The organism is Rhodococcus sp. P4_B6 (assembly GCF_056402215.1).
Genome location: NZ_JBFUHV010000066.1, coordinates 1 through 14,416, shown reverse-complemented (window position 1 = coordinate 14,416; position 14,416 = coordinate 1). Strand labels below are relative to the sequence as shown.

General features: G+C 68.0%; 17 protein-coding genes. 10 read left to right on the top strand and 7 right to left on the bottom strand.

What is annotated here, in order from left to right:
* Positions 1 to 2 precede the first annotated feature (2 nt).
* Positions 3 to 494: a dihydrofolate reductase gene (locus AC1DWT_RS27020; protein WP_074933895.1), complete on the bottom strand. Its 492-nt coding sequence runs from the start codon at positions 492 to 494 to the stop codon at positions 3 to 5.
* On the bottom strand, positions 494 to 1,252 hold the full coding sequence (locus AC1DWT_RS27015) for a thymidylate synthase (protein WP_236580952.1): 759 nt from the start codon (positions 1,250 to 1,252) through the stop codon (positions 494 to 496). Before AC1DWT_RS27015 ends, AC1DWT_RS27020 begins: the two co-directional genes overlap by 1 nt.
* A 131-nt stretch (positions 1,253 to 1,383) precedes the next feature.
* On the opposite strand from AC1DWT_RS27015, the gene cobF reads away from it, so the two are divergent.
* The 5 genes from cobF (at position 1,384) to AC1DWT_RS26990 (ending at position 5,655) form a co-directional block, all read left to right on the top strand.
* Positions 1,384 to 2,124: a precorrin-6A synthase (deacetylating) gene (gene cobF, locus AC1DWT_RS27010; RefSeq protein ID WP_072947156.1), complete on the top strand. Its 741-nt coding sequence runs from the start codon at positions 1,384 to 1,386 to the stop codon at positions 2,122 to 2,124.
* Between the two features lie 55 nt (positions 2,125 to 2,179).
* The gene (locus AC1DWT_RS27005; RefSeq protein ID WP_072947155.1) at positions 2,180 to 3,046 is read left to right on the top strand and encodes an Fpg/Nei family DNA glycosylase; all 867 of its coding nucleotides are present in this window, start codon (positions 2,180 to 2,182) and stop codon (positions 3,044 to 3,046) included.
* 57 nt (positions 3,047 to 3,103) lie between these two features.
* Complete coding sequence (purT, locus tag AC1DWT_RS27000; RefSeq protein WP_206013205.1) at positions 3,104 to 4,315, top strand: formate-dependent phosphoribosylglycinamide formyltransferase; 1,212 nt, start codon at positions 3,104 to 3,106, stop codon at positions 4,313 to 4,315.
* A complete protein-coding gene (locus tag AC1DWT_RS26995) occupies positions 4,312 to 4,794 on the top strand; it encodes a DUF456 domain-containing protein (protein ID WP_206013203.1) in 483 nt (160 codons plus the stop codon). Before purT ends, AC1DWT_RS26995 begins: the two co-directional genes overlap by 4 nt.
* 96 nt (positions 4,795 to 4,890) lie before the next feature.
* The gene (locus tag AC1DWT_RS26990; protein WP_206013202.1) at positions 4,891 to 5,655 is read left to right on the top strand and encodes a hypothetical protein; all 765 of its coding nucleotides are present in this window, start codon (positions 4,891 to 4,893) and stop codon (positions 5,653 to 5,655) included.
* 15 nt (positions 5,656 to 5,670) lie between these two features.
* On the opposite strand, the gene AC1DWT_RS26985 is transcribed toward AC1DWT_RS26990, so the two are convergent.
* Together AC1DWT_RS26985 and AC1DWT_RS26980 are read right to left on the bottom strand one after the other, a co-directional pair.
* Positions 5,671 to 6,426, bottom strand: a complete 756-nt coding sequence (locus AC1DWT_RS26985) for an amidohydrolase family protein (protein WP_072947151.1) — start codon at positions 6,424 to 6,426, stop codon at positions 5,671 to 5,673.
* A gap of 145 nt (positions 6,427 to 6,571) precedes the next feature.
* On the bottom strand, positions 6,572 to 7,963 hold the full coding sequence (locus AC1DWT_RS26980; RefSeq protein ID WP_072947150.1) for an FAD-dependent oxidoreductase: 1,392 nt from the start codon (positions 7,961 to 7,963) through the stop codon (positions 6,572 to 6,574).
* A gap of 213 nt (positions 7,964 to 8,176) precedes the next feature.
* Here AC1DWT_RS26980 and AC1DWT_RS26975 point away from each other — a divergent pair, with 213 nt between their 5' ends.
* From AC1DWT_RS26975 to AC1DWT_RS26965, 3 genes are read left to right on the top strand one after another with little or no spacing between them, the layout of a single operon-like run.
* The gene (locus AC1DWT_RS26975) at positions 8,177 to 8,629 is read left to right on the top strand and encodes an Rv0361 family membrane protein (protein ID WP_206013200.1); all 453 of its coding nucleotides are present in this window, start codon (positions 8,177 to 8,179) and stop codon (positions 8,627 to 8,629) included.
* 48 nt (positions 8,630 to 8,677) lie between these two features.
* Positions 8,678 to 9,097: a rhodanese-like domain-containing protein gene (locus tag AC1DWT_RS26970; protein WP_072947168.1), complete on the top strand. Its 420-nt coding sequence runs from the start codon at positions 8,678 to 8,680 to the stop codon at positions 9,095 to 9,097.
* Positions 9,094 to 10,317: an O-succinylhomoserine sulfhydrylase gene (locus AC1DWT_RS26965; RefSeq protein WP_083395780.1), complete on the top strand. Its 1,224-nt coding sequence runs from the start codon at positions 9,094 to 9,096 to the stop codon at positions 10,315 to 10,317. Before AC1DWT_RS26970 ends, AC1DWT_RS26965 begins: the two co-directional genes overlap by 4 nt.
* Positions 10,318 to 10,383: 66 nt before the next feature.
* On the opposite strand, the gene AC1DWT_RS26960 is transcribed toward AC1DWT_RS26965, so the two are convergent.
* Positions 10,384 to 10,704 (bottom strand): WXG100 family type VII secretion target, encoded by a 321-nt coding sequence (locus tag AC1DWT_RS26960; RefSeq protein ID WP_206013198.1) that lies wholly within the window; start codon positions 10,702 to 10,704, stop codon positions 10,384 to 10,386.
* A 93-nt stretch (positions 10,705 to 10,797) separates the two neighbouring features.
* On the opposite strand from AC1DWT_RS26960, the gene AC1DWT_RS26955 reads away from it, so the two are divergent.
* Both AC1DWT_RS26955 and AC1DWT_RS26950 read left to right on the top strand, forming a co-directional pair.
* A complete protein-coding gene (locus tag AC1DWT_RS26955) occupies positions 10,798 to 12,468 on the top strand; it encodes an alpha/beta hydrolase (protein WP_206013196.1) in 1,671 nt (556 codons plus the stop codon).
* An 11-nt stretch (positions 12,469 to 12,479) separates the two neighbouring features.
* Entirely contained in the window at positions 12,480 to 12,998 is a 519-nt protein-coding gene (locus tag AC1DWT_RS26950; protein WP_241031320.1) for an LppA family lipoprotein, read from the top strand.
* 21 nt (positions 12,999 to 13,019) lie between these two features.
* On the opposite strand, the gene AC1DWT_RS26945 is transcribed toward AC1DWT_RS26950, so the two are convergent.
* Together AC1DWT_RS26945 and AC1DWT_RS26940 are read right to left on the bottom strand one after the other, a co-directional pair.
* Positions 13,020 to 13,811, bottom strand: a complete 792-nt coding sequence (locus tag AC1DWT_RS26945) for an HAD-IIA family hydrolase (protein ID WP_072947135.1) — start codon at positions 13,809 to 13,811, stop codon at positions 13,020 to 13,022.
* Between the two features lie 76 nt (positions 13,812 to 13,887).
* On the bottom strand, positions 13,888 to 14,416 hold a 529-nt coding region (locus AC1DWT_RS26940; protein ID WP_477922961.1), incomplete at its 5' end, for a sulfite exporter TauE/SafE family protein.

Below are 14,416 nucleotides of genomic sequence, written 5' to 3'. Positions count from 1 at the left end.
GGTCAGCGCCGGGTGTAGGTGATCCAGCGGTACCGGGTGCCGTCCTTCGCCGACGTGAGCCACTCACCGGTGTCCTGTGCGTGCCAGGACTCGTCGATGGGGGGTGCCCAGGCGTCGCCGTCGATCGTCACGTCGATCTCGGAGACCAGCAGCTGCGTGGCGAACGGCATTGCCGCCGTGTAGATCTGGCCGCCGCCGATGACGCAGACGTCCTCGTCGGTGAGCGCGAGCGCCGAGGCGATGCCGTCGGCGGACTCCGCCCCCTCCGCAGCCCAGTCGGGCTGACGGCTGATCACGATGTTGCGCCGACCCGGCAGGGGCCGGAATCGCGGGGGCAGCGAGTCCCACGTCCTGCGGCCCATGATCACGGGGTGGCCCTGCGTCACCTTCTTGAAGTACGCCATGTCCTCGGGGACGTGCCACGGGATCGTGTTGTCGCGACCGATGACGCCGCCGACACCCTGCGCCCAGACCAGCTTGACCTCGCGGGCCACTAGACGGCCACCGGCGCCTTGATGGCCGGATGGTGCCGGTAGTCGACGATCTCCACGTCCTCGAACGTGTAGTCGAAGATCGAATCCCGCCGGTTCAGTTTCAGCGTCGGATACGGCAACGGCTCCCGGCTCAACTGCTCGGTGACCTGGTCGACGTGGTTGTCGTAGATGTGGCAGTCGCCGCCTGTCCAGATGAAGTCGCCCGGTTCGAGCCCGGCCTGCTGCGCCACCATGTGGGTGAGGAGCGCGTAACTTGCGATGTTGAACGGCACGCCCAGGAACATGTCGGCGCTGCGCTGGTACAACTGGCACGACAGCTTGCCGTCCGCGACGTAGAACTGGAAGAACGCGTGGCACGGCGCCAGCGCCATCTGCGGRATGTCGCCGACGTTCCACGCCGACACGATGATGCGACGCGAATCCGGGTTCGACTTCAGTGTCTCGATGGTCTGGCTGATCTGATCGATGTGCTCGCCGGACGGGGTCGGCCAGCTGCGCCACTGCACGCCGTAGACCGGGCCAAGTTCGCCGTCCGCGTCTGCCCACTCGTCCCAGATCGTGACGCCGTTGTCCTGGAGCCACTTCACGTTGGAATCGCCGCGCAGGAACCACAGCAGTTCGTACACGATCGACTTGAGGTGCACCTTCTTCGTGGTGATCAACGGAAACCCGTCCGCGAGGTTCCAGCGCATCTGATGCCCGAAGACGCTCTTCGTGCCGGTCCCGGTGCGGTCGGCCTTCGGGGTGCCCGTGTCCATGACGAGTCGGAGCAGGTCTTCGTACGGGGTCGGCACAGATGTCACGGTACGAGCATAGGCGGCTCCGCCACCCGTGCGCCTTTCCGGTAGCTGGAGCAACCGGAAAGGCGCACGAGCGTTAGCCTCGCCACATGCGTGAACTCTTCGTGATCGGAATCGGCGCCGGCGACCCCGACCAGGTGACGGTCCAGGCGATCAAGGCGATGAACAAGGCGGACGTGTTCTTCGTCATCGGCAAGGGCGACGAGAAGCAGGACCTCGTCGATCTCCGCACCGGCATCCTCGAGGAGCACGTCGCCGGCCCGTACCGCGTCGTGGACATCGTCGACCCGCCCCGCGACCGCACGCCGTCCGACTACGAGGGTGTCGTCGACGACTGGCACGAGCGCCGGGCGGCGCTGTTCGAGGCCGAGTTCGCGTCGGAGCCGGGGGTCGGGGCGATCCTGGTCTGGGGCGACCCGTCGCTGTACGACAGCACGCTGCGGATCGTCGAGCGGGTGCTCGCCCGCGGCAACGTGTCGTTCGACTACTCGGTGATCCCGGGCGTGACCAGCGTGCAGTCGCTGGCCGCCCAGCATCGGATCGTGCTCAACCGGATCGGCGAACCCGTCCACGTCACCACCGGACGCCGCCTCGCCGAGGGGCTGCCCGACGGCGTCGACAACGCGGTGGTCATGCTCGATGCCCACTGCACGTTCACGCAGGTCCCCGGCGACGACGTCCAGATCTGGTGGGGCGCCTACCTGGGCACCCCCGACGAGGTGCTGATCTCCGGTCGCCTCCGCGACGTCGAGGACGAGATTCAGCGGGTGCGCGCCGAACTGCGCGAACGCAAGGGCTGGATCATGGACACCTACCTCCTCCGCAGGTGAGTGCGAAAGTGTGGAGGAGCACACTTTCCCGCTCACATGCCGTTAGCCTGGGAACATGCCCGAGCTGCCCGAGGTGGAGGCGTTAGCCGAGTTCCTGCGTGAACACGCCGTGGGAGCGGTCGTGGGCCGGGTGGACGTGGCGGCCCTGAGCGTGCTGAAGACGTTCGACCCCCCGATCACCGCCCTGCAGGGCCGCGACGTCACGGGTGCCGCCCGGTTCGGCAAGCACCTCGCGCTCGACTGCTCCGGGTTGTGGCTCGTCACCCACCTGTCGCGTGGGGGCTGGCTGCGCTGGACCGACAACCCGTCTGTTGCGCCGCCGAAACCGGGCAAGGGCCCACTGGCGCTGCGGGTGCACTTCTTCACCCCGGAGGGCGCGACGCCGGCGTTCGACCTGACCGAGGCTGGCACGAAGAAGCGGCTCGCGGTGTGGCTGGTGCACGACCCGCAGGAGGTGGAGGGGATAGCCCGGCTCGGGCCCGATGCCCTCGCCGTCACCGAACCCGAGTTCGCGGCGCTGCTGTCCACCACGTCGGCGCGGATCAAGAACGCGCTCGTCGACCAGTCGCTGCTCGCCGGCGTCGGCAACGCCTACTCCGACGAAATCCTGCACACCGCAAAGATTTCCCCGTTCGCGACGTCACGCACCCTGCCGGAAGACCAGGTGCACGTGCTGTACGACGCGATGCGTTCCGTGCTCACCGACGCCGTCGACAGGTCGCTCGGCCAGGACGCGGCACGGCTGAAGGGGGAGAAGCGGTCCGGGATGCGCGTCCATGCCCGAACCGGTCTGCCCTGCCCCGTCTGCGGTGACACCGTGCGAGAAGTGTCGTTCGCGGAGAAGTCTTTTCAGTACTGCGCGACGTGCCAGACCGGAGGCAAGGTGCTCGCCGACCGCCGGATGTCGCGGCTGCTGAAGTAGGCGCTGGTGCGAAACCGTGCCCGCATAGAGAAACTGTGCCCGCATATAGTTGTGACTATGCGTGAACAGGCACCCGGACGGTTCGGTACCCCTCTGACGGCAGGCGCGACCCGCGTCATGCTGCTCGGGTCGGGTGAGCTGGGCAAGGAGGTGATCATCGCCCTCCAGCGGCTGGGGGTCGAGGTGATCGCCGTCGACCGCTACGACAAGGCGCCGGGCCATCAGGTGGCGCACCGCGCGCATACGATCGACATGAGCGACCCGGAGGCGCTGCTTCGGCTCGTCGACGCCGAGAAGCCGCATTTCGTGGTGCCCGAGATCGAGGCCATCGCCACCGATGCGCTGGCCACGGTCGAGGAGCGCGGCGTCGCGGTCGTGGTGCCCACCGCGCGGGCGACGCAGCTGACCATGAACCGCGAGGGAATCCGGCGGCTCGCGGCGGAGGAACTGGGACTGCCCACGTCGCCGTACGAGTTCGCAGAATCGCTCGAGGAGGTCCGGGCGGCGACCGGACGCATCGGCTTTCCCTGCGTGATCAAGCCGGTGATGTCTTCGTCCGGCAAGGGGCAGTCCACGGTGCGTGCCGCCGACGACGTCGAGAAGGCCTGGGACTACGCGCTCGCGGGCGGCCGCGTCAATTACGGCCGCGTCATCGTGGAGGGGTTCGTCGACTTCGACTACGAGATCACCCAACTCACCGTCCGGGCGATCGGCTCCGACGGCGAGGTGGGCACCTTCTTCTGCGAGCCGATCGGGCACCTGCAGGATTCGGGTGACTACGTGGAGTCGTGGCAGCCGCAACCGATGAGCGACACGGCGCTCGCCCGCTCGCGCGAGGTGGCGGAGAAGGTGACGTCGGCGCTGGGCGGCCGCGGGATCTTCGGGGTGGAACTGTTCGTGAAGGGTGACGACGTGTATTTCTCGGAGGTCAGCCCCCGCCCGCACGACACGGGACTGGTCACCCTTCGGACGCAACGACTCTCGGAGTTCGAACTGCATGCCCGTGCGATCCTCGGGTTGCCCGTCGACACCACCCTCACGACACCCGGTGCGTCCGCGGTGATCTACGGAAAACTGGATGCCGCCGGGATCGGCTTCGAGGGTGTCGCCGACGCGATGGCCGTCCCCGAGACCGACCTGCGGCTGTTCGGCAAGCCGGAGAGCTTCGCGCGGAGGCGGATGGGCGTCGCCGTGTCCACGGGGCCGGACGTCGAGACCGCCCGCAGCCGTGCGCGGGAGGCGGCGTCCCGCGTCGAGCCCGTCGCGTGAGTCCGGGCGCAGAAGTCCTCGTCGGCCTGGCCATCGTGGTCGGGCTCGTCGGGATCGTCATCCCGATCCTGCCCGGCACGATCCTCATCTTCGCCGCAATCCTGGTGTGGGCCATCATGACCGGCGGTGCGACGGCGTGGACGGTGTTCGCGGTCGCCACGCTGTTCCCCGTGATCAGCGGTGTCGTCAAATACACCTGGCCCGGCAAGCGGATGCGCAGCGCCGGCGTGCCCAACGTGTCGCTGATCGTCGGTGGGCTGCTCGGGATCGTGGGGTTCTTCGTCGTTCCCGTGGTGGGACTGTTTCTCGGGTTCATCGCGGGAACGTATGTGGGCGAGCTGTACCGGTTGCGTGCCCACAACCGGGCGTGGGCGTCGACGTGGCACGCGTGCAAGGCCGTCGGACTGTCGATGCTGATCGAACTGCTCGGCGCCCTGATCGCGTCGGGGGTGTGGCTGACCGCGGTGGTCGCGACGTAGGTCGCCGAAATCGTCGCCGGGGGTATCCAGGAGCGACCTCCACCTGCGATGATGAAATGCGGATGTTGATCTTCCCGGCTAGCGGAGGAATGCGCCGTGAACAAGAAGACGACCTGGATCCTGGCCCCGCTCGCTGCCGCGACCCTCGCACTGAGTGGCTGCGGCAACGACTCGTCCGACTCGTCCGCGCCGAGCGCCACCAGCGCCGCGGAGGCCACGAGCAGCGGCGCAGCGGCGCCCGCGTCGAACATGATGGAGAAGATTCCGTCGCCCTTCGTGATGACCCCGCAGATGGACCCGACCTATGTCGGGTCGGTCGACGGATCCGACGCATACGTTGCGCTGGCCAGGTCGGGGAACGACATGGTCGCCTTCCTGTGCGACGGGGACCAGATGTGGACGTGGATGACCGGCACCATGGAGGGTGACAAAGCGACGCTGTCTTCGCCGGACGGGGCGACGCTCACCGCGTCGATGAGCAACGGCACCGTGACGGGGCAGGTCAGCGCGCCGGGCATGCCCGACAAGGCGTTCACCGCTAAACCTGTCGCCGCGGAGGACGGGCTGTTCCGGGCCACCACCAACCACGACGGCACCGACTACACCCTCGGCTGGATCATGACCCCCGACGGCGTCCGCGGGCTGGAACGGCAGGCCAACGGCTCGACCACCGGTGGCATCGCCGTCGACCGGAACGGCGACGACATGGACGACCGGCAGCGGGAGCGGCGGCAGGAGCGCCGCGAACAGCTGGACTGCGATCAGATGCAGAACTACAACACGTGGCTGGTGTCGCAGCCGCAGACGCCGCCGGTGGCCGAGATGGTGTCGATGAACAGCGTGCAGATGGAAGGCTGCTGACGAGGGGCCTGCGTGCTAGCAGCGTCCGTCCGGAGTGTCGCAGCGGTACCACGCACGCGCGTTGCCGCCCATGACCTTGTCGAAGTCGTCGCCGACGGCGTCCGCCACGATGTCGATGTCGCTGTCCTGGAACACTCTTCGGGATCGGCTGCCCGGTAGGTCGGTGCCGAACATCAGCGCCTCGGGGTTGACGGCGTGGATCTTGCGCAGCACGTCGCCGACGTTCTCGATGGTGGTCCGCCCGAACCCGGTGGCCTTCACCCGGACTCCCCGGTCGACGAGATCGAGGAGGTACGGCAGGCCCCGCGTCGACATCCCCAGATGGTCGATGCACACGGCGGGCAGTTTGGCGAACACCGGCTCGAGCGACAGCAGCAGGGTGGCGTCCACGTAGAACTCGGCGTGCCAGCCGGCCAGCTCGTACGCCCGCAGGGCCTGTTTGGTGAGGAGCTTCACGTCGGTCGCGCTGCGCCGAAGGTTGAACCGGACGGCCCGGACCCCGGCGCGGTCGAGTTCGAGGATGCTCTCGTCGGTGGTGTCGAGTTCCATCTGGGTGACGCCCACCCAGCTGGGGCCGAGCTCCTCGAGCGCGGCTTTCAGGTAATTCTGATCGGTGCCCTGGTACGAGGCCGTGACGACGGCGCCGCCGTCCACGCCGAAGCCTGCCGTGCGGGCGCGGTAGTCGGCGACGGTGAACGGCTCCGGAAGGTAGCCGTGGTTCTCGACCACCGGGAACCGGGGATCGATGATGTGAACGTGGGCGTCAAACACGACTCATATCCTGCCTTCTGCGGGCGACGGCGCGGGGCATCGCGTCAGCAACCGGGGTGAGCCTCGCGGCCATCCGGAGACACCTGGTCCGAGACGACGGAAGGGAACCTCCCGCGGGAGGTTCCCTTCGCACCGAGTCGGAAGATCAGGCCTTGTCGGGCTCGCTGGCCTTGAGCATGTCCTCACGCTCGACGACCTTGATCCGCTCGCGGCCCTCGGGCTCGCCCAGGCTGCGCTCGTGCGCGTCGAGGCGGTACCAGCCCTGCCAGGTGGTGTAGGGGACCTGCTTGCCCTCGAGGAACTCGATGATCGCGTCCTCGCCCGGGTTCGCGGGCTCGGGGAAGCCGGTCCGGTCCTCGAGCAGGTTCGCGACGGTCTCGTTCGCGTCGCCCTTGGTGTGTCCGATCAGGCCGACCGGGCCGCGCTTGATCCAGCCGGTGACGTAGGTGGCCGGCATGAACCGGGCGTTGCCCTCGGCGGTGTCGTCGGCGATGACGCGTCCGGCCTCGTTCGGGACGGTGCCCGCCTGCTCGTCGAACGGCAGCTTCGCGATGTTCTGCGACAGGTAACCCACGGCGCGGTACACGGCCTGGACGTCCCAGTCGTTGAACTTGCCGGTGCCCTTGACGTTGCCGGTGCCGTCCAGCTGGGTGCGCTCGGTGCGCAGACCGACGACCTTGCCGTCCTCGCCGAGCACCTCGGTGGGCGACTCGAAGAAGTGCAGGAACAGCTTGTGCGGGCGGTTGCCCACGTCGCGGATGGCCCAGTCCTGCAGGGTGTTGGCGACCATGTCGACCTGCTTGGAGTTGCGGCGCGCCTGCTCGGAGCCCTCGTCGTAGTCGATGTCCTCGGGATCGACGATGACCTCGATCGTCGGCGAGTGATCGAGTTCACGCAGCTCGAGGGGGGTGAACTTGGCCTGCGCCGGTCCGCGGCGACCGAACACGTGGACCTCGACGGCCTTGTTGGCCTTGAGTCCCTCGTAGACGTTGGCGGGGATCTCCGTCGGCAGCAGTTCGTCGCCGGTCTTGGCGAGGACGCGCGCGATGTCGAGGGCGACGTTGCCGACACCGAGGACGGCGACCTTCTCGGCCTCGAGGGGCCAGGTGCGCGGGACGTCGGGGTGGCCGTCGTACCAGGAGACGAAGTCGGCGGCGCCGTAGCTGCCGTCGAGTTCGATGCCCGGGATGTTGAGGGCGCGGTCGGCGTTGGCGCCGGTGGAGAAGATCACCGCGTCGTAGAAGCTGTGCAGGTCTTCGAGGGTGATGTCGCTGCCGTAGTCGATGTTGCCCAGCAGGCGGACCGACGGCTTGTCGAGCACCTTGTGCAGGGCGGTGATGATGCCCTTGATGCGCGGGTGGTCGGGGGCGACGCCGTACCGGATCAGACCGAAGGGGGCAGGCATCCGCTCGAAGAGGTCGATGCTGATCCCGCCGTCAGACGCGGCATCGGATTTCATGAGTGCGTCGGCTGCGTAGATACCGGCGGGGCCGGCACCCACGATCGCAACGCGCAACGGACGTGTCTGATCAGTCATCTGGAGCGAACTACCTTCTGAAGGGCGGACAACGAAACCTCAGCTTAAATTAAGCCCAGCCTAATCGGGTGGCCGAGGTGCAGCAGACAGGGCAAAGCCCATTCTCGGGACTCACGCCTGTAGAGGGTAGTCGCCTCCGCGTTGGGGGGTCACAAACACGATTTGTAGGGGCAGCTCTATACACTCGTGGCCAGCCGAGATCGAAGGGAAGTCATGTCCGGTTCGAGCGAATCGCCTCAGCACGACGTGGGAGGCGCGGAAGATTCGGTGGATCCCCGGCGCATCACGGCGGTGCCGTTCATCGCCGCCGTCACCGTCATCGTCGTCATCCTCGTCGCCATCGTGGTGTCCAGCATGCTCTCGCCCGCCGACGAGAACGTCACGGAAGCGGACCGCATCAACCGTTCGGTCGCCGACTTCATCCAGGCCCACAACCACGACGACGCCGATCTGCAGAAGACGCTGGTCTGCCCGACGTGGTCCGACGACCGGTCCGTGCTCCGGGGCAGGGAAGGCGACGTCACGCTGCAGGGCGTCGAGTCGTCCGAGGTCAACGGCGACCGTGCCCGGGCAGAGGTCCGGGTCAGCGCCGACGACGGCAAGGGCGAGACGACGGATACCTGGCAATTGACGCGGGACGGCGAGACATGGGTCGTCTGCAACTGACCGTTGCCCGGAAGGGCGCACAGAACAGGGTTGTGAAAAGCTGACATGGTGAGTTACGCAGGCGACATAACGCCGGAGCATGCCTGGGAGCTGCTCCGCGACAATCCCGACGCGGTGCTGGTAGACGTGCGGACGGACGCCGAGTGGAAATACGTCGGAGTCCCCGACACGACCTCCCTCGGGCGGAAGACCGTGCTGATCGAATGGGTCAGCTACCCGACGGGCAGTCGTAACGACAACTTCGTGGACCAGCTGAAGGAGGCCGGGATCGCGGGCGGCGACAACGCCCCGGTGATCTTCCTGTGTCGCTCCGGCCAGCGGTCCATCGGTGCGGCGGAAGCCGCGACAGCGGCGGGCATCGGCCCGTCGTACAACGTGCTCGACGGTTTCGAAGGCGGCCTGGACGCCGACGGTCATCGTGGGGCGGTCGGCTGGCGGGCTCTGGGCCTGCCGTGGAGGCAGTGGTGAGTGCAATTCCTCAAGGCGGCGCGTTTCAGAAGGCGCTGCCGGACGACATCGGCCAGGGCACGATCAGCGTGCGCGGAGGAACCCTCCGTTCCGGCTTCGAAGAGACGTCCGAAGCGATTTTCCTGAACTCCGGTTTCGTGTTCGAGAGCGCGGGAGCGGCCGAGGCGTCGTTCACCGGCGACATCGACCACTTCGTCTACTCCCGGTACGGCAACCCCACCGTCAAGATGTTCGAGGAGCGGCTGCGCCTCATCGAGGGCGCGGAGGCCTGCTTCGGCACCGCCAGCGGAATGTCCGCGGTGTTCACCGCACTCGGTGCGCTGCTCAAGGCAGGCGACCGACTCGTCGCGGCGCGCAGCCTGTTCGGCTCCTGCTTCGTGGTGTGCAACGAGATCCTGCCCCGCTGGGGTGTGGAGACGGTGTTCGTCGACGGTGAAGACCTCGACCAATGGGAGAAGGCTCTGTCCGAGCCGACCACCGCGGTGTTCTTCGAGACACCATCGAACCCGATGCAGACACTCGTGGACGTGCCCCGGGTGGCGGAACTCGCACACGCCGCCGGCGCCAAGGTCGTGCTCGACAACGTGTTCGCGACCCCGCTGCTGCAGCACAGCCTGGAACTGGGCGCCGACATCGTCGTCTACTCCGGCACCAAGCACATCGACGGCCAGGGCCGCGTGCTCGGCGGGGCGATCCTCGGTCCGAAGGACTACATCGAGGGACCCGTCCAGAACCTCATGCGCCACACCGGGCCGGCACTGAGCCCGTTCAACGCGTGGACGCTCCTCAAGGGGCTCGAGACGATGCCGATCCGGGTGCGGCACTCCGTCGGCTCGGCACTGGAGATCGCCCAGTTCCTCGAAGGCCACTCCGCCGTCGACTGGGTCAAGTACCCGTATCTCGAGTCGCACCCCCAGTACGACCTCGCCAAGCGGCAGATGAGCGGCGGTGGCACCGTCGTCACCTTCGCGCTGAACGCGCCCGAGAGCGAAGCGAAGAAGCGGGCGTTCGAACTCCTCGACGCCCTGCGGCTGGTCAACATCTCCAACAACCTCGGCGACTCCAAGTCGCTCATCACCCACCCGGCCACCACCACCCACCGGGCGATGGGCCCGGAAGGTCGTGCGGCAGTGGGCATCACCGACGGCGTCGTCCGGCTGTCCGTCGGACTGGAAGACACCGCCGACCTCCTGACCGACCTGGAGCAGGCACTGGGATAGGCGCTTCGCGCCCGTGCGCCTTTCTGGTTGTTCCAGCAACCAGAACGGCGCACGAGCCCGGAGGGCCTAGAGGTCGAGGCTCGTGGCCGGCGCGACCGCGTGGAGGCGCTCGGCGGTCGTGGCGTCCTGGGTGTCGTATCGGTGGGCGCACTCGACGAGTGTCGCCGACATCTCGGCGAGGGTGCGCTGCAACGACTCCTGCCTGCCGTCGAGGTAGGACGTGAACAGGGCGAACCCGGCACCGGCCGCGTCCGGCCACGCAGCCCCCGAGTCGGCGACGGCAGCGTCGATGGGGTTCAGCCGTGAGAGTGCATCGTCGAACAGGGCGTCGAGCTGACCGGCCGCTGCGCGCAGGGTACCGGTGTCGACGTGGGTGGAACCGCTCATTTTCGATCCTTCGTGTCGGTCGAGACGAGATCGGACTCCCGCGGGCGCGATCGATCCGCTAGGGTACGGGCATTATGCATCCTGGGGGGGATCGTGAATCTGAGGGACATAACCCAGTGGGACGTCCGCGCGCTGCAGGCCGTGCAACGGTCGCTGTCCGAGCGGGCGGCGACCATCGCGTTCGTGCAGGACGGTCTCGCCGACATCGGCTGGTTGCCGGCGTGGCAGGACGAGGCTGCGGACGCCGCACGTGAGCGGTTCCGGATCGCCGCGGATGAACTGAGCGGCGAGGCGGCGTCGGTCGCCGTCGTCGAATCGCTGACCCGCGAGTTGTTCGACGCGGTCACGCACTTGCAGACCGAACTCGACGGCGTCCGGGACACTGCTCTCGCCCACGGTATGGCAGTGTCGGACAACGGGGACGTCGAGGACGTACCGGGACCGCCGGTCGACGTGCCGGACGCGTCGGGGCGCGAGGAAATCCGCGCCGAACTGGGTGCCGCGGCCCGGGCGTTGATCCTGCAGGCGGAGGACCTCGTCGACGACGCGGCTGCCGTCCTGACGCGGGCCGCGGACGGCGGTGTCGAACCCGGTGAGGTGGGTCGCGGCCTGTCCGCCCCCGCGCCGCCACCAGACGGTTCCCCGCTCGCCAACCGCGAGTACTGGGATGCCCTGCCCACAGCTCAGCGGCGCGAGGTGATCGAGCGGCATCCCGAGTGGGTGGGCGCCCGTGACGGCATTCCGTCCGCGGTGCGGCACGAGGCGAACGTGAGCCGATTCGCCGACGAGCGGTCGCGGTGGGAGTGGGAACGGGACCGCCTCCGGGAGAGGCTGGACCACAACGTGTTCGGTGGCGCGTTCACCGACGACGATGCACACCTGTGGTATGCCGAGCAGAAGCTGCAGGACCTCGACCACCTCGAGGCACTCGTCCGCGACCACCCGGACGGCAGGCTGATGCTGCTCGACCTGCAGTCGGGTGAACGGACGATGGCCGCGTTCGCGCTCGGCGACCCCGACACCGCCGACCACATCTCCGTCACCACCCCGGGCATCGACACCACCGTCGGCTCCCTCGCCGGAATGACCGACGAGGCGAGGGCGCTGAAGGCGGAAATCGAACGGCAGCTGGACCTGTCCGGACACACCGGCGACACGGTGTCGACGATCGCGTGGCTCGGGTATCAGCCGCCGACCACCACGGGCCCGGGCAATTACGACGTCCCGTTCATCGACCAGAACCTCGGGCGCGGATGGCTCCTCGATGCATGGCAGTCCGACCGCGCGACCGCGGGAGCCCCGAAGCTCGCCTCGTTCTACGAGGGTCTCGACGTCGCCTCGCAGACGCCCGACCCGCACATCACCGCCCTCGGACATTCGTATGGTTCGTACACCCAGGGCCTGGCCCTGCAGGTAGCGGGACCGCGGCAACCGGTGGACGACGCCGTGTTCTACGGTTCGCCCGGCTTCGATGCGAACGACGAATCGGACCTCGGGCTGGCACCCGGCCACGGGTTCGTGATGCGCGCGCACGACGACCCGATCACCGTGGCTGACGGGTTCGGCCGGCTCGGACCGGATCCGGTGCAGACCGATCTCGAGCAACTGTCGGTGCGTGCGGCGACGACCCCCGACGGCGTCCGGCGGGAAGATGCCAACGGGCACAGCGAGTATCCACGGCCGAGTGACAACGGCGAACTCCGGGCGTCGGGCTACAACATGTCCGTGATCGCGGCGGGTCTGCCGGAACTGGCGCTCCGGTGACGATCCGGTGGGTGACGAAGACGGTCGCCGTGATCGGCGCGGCGATCCTGACGAGCGGATGTGGTGGCATGACGGACAACCCGTACAACTTCGGCGACGAGGAGATCGCGGCGGCGGCCGAGAGCCTGAGCGGCAGGCCGACGCTCGCCGTCACCGAGAGACACGTCACCGATGCGCTGGTGCGGATCAGCGAAGCCGTCGGCGCGCTCGCTCCGGATGTCCAGTGGCGGTGGCATCGTGAACGCAGCCAGGGTGGCGGATGCCCCGGACCGTATGCCTACACGGCGGGGAAGTCCGTCACCACGCGAGCGCTACTGTCCGACAACCCGATCCGCGACGACGACTGGACGGCGGTGCTGGCGGCGGCCCGCGCGGTCGCCGCCGACGCCGGGATGGATCGGCTCGACGTCCACGTCGACGAGCCCGGACGTCACGATGTGACGTTCGCCGGTGGAGACGGGAACCGGATCACGTTCGGGACGTACAAGGCAGCCTCCCTCCGCGGCGTCACCGGCTGCCGCCACCCGTAAGTACTTGTTAACGTCCGGCGGTTAATAAGTACTCACGGGTGGCGCAGCCGCATCGCCGAACGGATCCGACGTGCGGCCGACCAGGTCGGCGACCGATTTGAGGACCGCGGTGGGGCGGTAGGGGAACAACTCCACCGAATCCCGCGTCGAGATTCCGGTGAGGACGAGGATGGTCTGCAGCCCGGCCTCGAGACCGCAGACGATGTCGGTGTCCATGCGGTCACCGATCATCAGTGTGTTCGCGGAGTGCGCGCCGATGGCCCGCAGGGCCGAGCGCATCATCAGCGCGTTCGGCTTGCCCACGTAGTACGGGTCGCGGCCGGTGGCCCGGCTGATCAGTGCCGCAACGGATCCCGTGGCCGGAAGGGAACCCTCGCGCGACGGTCCGGTGGGGTCGGGGTTGGTGGCGATGAAGCGAGCGCCTCTCTCCACCAGTCGAATTGCGGTGGTGATGGCCTCGAAGGAATAGGTGCGGGTCTCGCCGAGGACCACGTAGTCGGGATCGTTCTCGGTGAGGACGTATCCGATGTCGTGCAGTGCGGTGGTGAGCCCGGATTCGCCGACGACGTAGGCGCTGCCGCCGGGGCGCTGGTTCGCCAGGAACGTCGCGGTGGCCAGGGCGGACGTCCAGATCGATTCCTCGGGAATGTCCAGGCCGGTGCGGAGCAGCCGGGCGCGGAGATCGCGCGGAGTCCTGATGGAATTGTTGGTCAGGACGATGAACGGGGTGCCGGACTCCCGGAGTTCGGCCAGGAACAGGTCGGCGCCGGGGACCAGATGCTCTTCGTGGACGAGAACGCCGTCCATGTCCATGAGATAGGTCCAGCCCGGGTGCTCTACTTCGTTGCTCACCGACTCAGTATGGGGGAGCGGGAGGGTGCATGCGTGACTATGCGAGCAGCCGGAACAGGCCGATGAGACCGACGACGACGATGGTTCCCCGTAGTGCGGTGGGGGACAGGCGGCGGCCGTAGCGGGCGCCGAGGACGCCTCCGAGCAGCGAGCCCACCGCGATGAGGCCGGCGGCCGCCCAGCTGATCCGGTCGAAGGCCACGAGCGTGTACGCGGTCGCCGCGACGACGTTGACGATGAGCGACAGCAGATTCTTCGCGCCGTTCATCCGTTGCAGGCTCTCCGGCAGGATCGCGCCCATCACGCCCATCAGCAGAATGCCCTGCGCAGCGGTGAAGTATCCGCCGTACACGCCGACGGCGAACGTGCCGACGGTCAGCAGGGTGAGTCGCGCCGTGCTCAGGCCCGCCTCGTGGCTGCCACGCTGCTTCGCCCAGGCCTGGATCTTCGGCTGCAGCACCACCAGGATCAGGGCGAGGATCAGCAGCACCGGGACGACGAGTTCGAACACCGTTTCGGGGAGGTGCAGCAGCAGCCACGAGCCGAGAACCGCACCGCACAGGGAC